The following is a 1,102-nucleotide window of genomic DNA, read 5'->3' on the forward strand; positions in this document are numbered from 1 at the left end:
TCTGCGGGTGCAGTATGTCTAAATTTCGACTCTCGATGCTTCAACCTGCCCTATTTTCTTATTCTTGAAGAGGTCTAATATTCGTTCCGATGAACGGCAGTACATTCTGGTGATCATTGGCGTCACCGATAACGGCAACAAAGTGCTCCTCGGACTGACCACTGGCTATCGGGAGTCAGAGTTAAGTTGGAAGCCCTTGCTGTTGCAACTCAAAGACCAAGGACTCTCTGATGATCCAGAATTGACCATTGGCGATGGGGCCTTAGGGATCGGCGGGAAAATAAGGTCCCGGTAATGATAGGTCGGTGAGTCGCTGCAGTGGTGGGTCGGTGGGAAAAATTCAAGTGCGGATCCGGTACTTTTATTGCGAGCACGTCCCTTAGGCTTTTGGAAAGCCCTGCCTCAAGTGTTTCCTTCCACAAAGAAACAGCGCTGCTGGGTGCATAAGACGGCCAATGTCCTCAACAAACTGCCGAAGCGGCAGCAGCCGGAGGCTAAACGAGCCATTTGGGAGATTTATCGAGCTGAGTCCAAAACAGAGGCGAATCAGGCCTTAGATCGCTTTAGCAAGACCTACCAGGCGAAGTATCCAGAAGCGGTCACCTGCCTCGCTAAAGACCGAGACGTCTTGCTCACCTTCTTTGATTTCCCGGCTGAGCATTGGGCACATATTCGCACCACCAATCCCATGGAGTCTACCTTTGCCACTGTGCGCTTGAGGACCGACAAGACCCGAGGCTGTGTCTCCAAGGACACCATCCTGGCTCTGGTGTTCAAATTGGTCGAGAGTGCTCAGAAAAGCTGGCTCAGAATTCGAGGCTTCAAATCCCTCGCCGATGTAATCGAAGGAGTGCCATTTAAGGATGGCTGTCGAGCCGATGACAAGGCTGATTTGACCCCCCAGCAGGACGCCGCTTAATTTCCTGCCATACACCAGATTTGACTATATCTCCTGTTTGATAGGGCACCGTCTGACATTGGGCCAGTCGTTGCGCCACCGCTGCATAAAAAGGCGTTTCTTGGTCGCAGGCAGCGCTTTGCAAAGACAGATAAATCACGGCGTACTGGTGGACAGTGGCGGGAGGCACCCGTTCTGGCCACG

1 pseudogene is annotated in these 1,102 nt (G+C 52.5%); it reads left to right on the top strand.

The annotated features are described in order from the left end of the window. The first annotated feature begins 64 nt into the window (after positions 1-64). Positions 65-919, top strand: a pseudogene (locus JUK32_RS27270) (transposase). Positions 920-1,102: the final 183 nt, after the last annotated feature.

It is taken from the genome of Halomicronema sp. CCY15110 (genome assembly GCF_016888165.1).
In the GTDB taxonomy this organism is placed as follows: domain Bacteria; phylum Cyanobacteriota; class Cyanobacteriia; order Phormidesmidales; family Phormidesmidaceae; genus Halomicronema.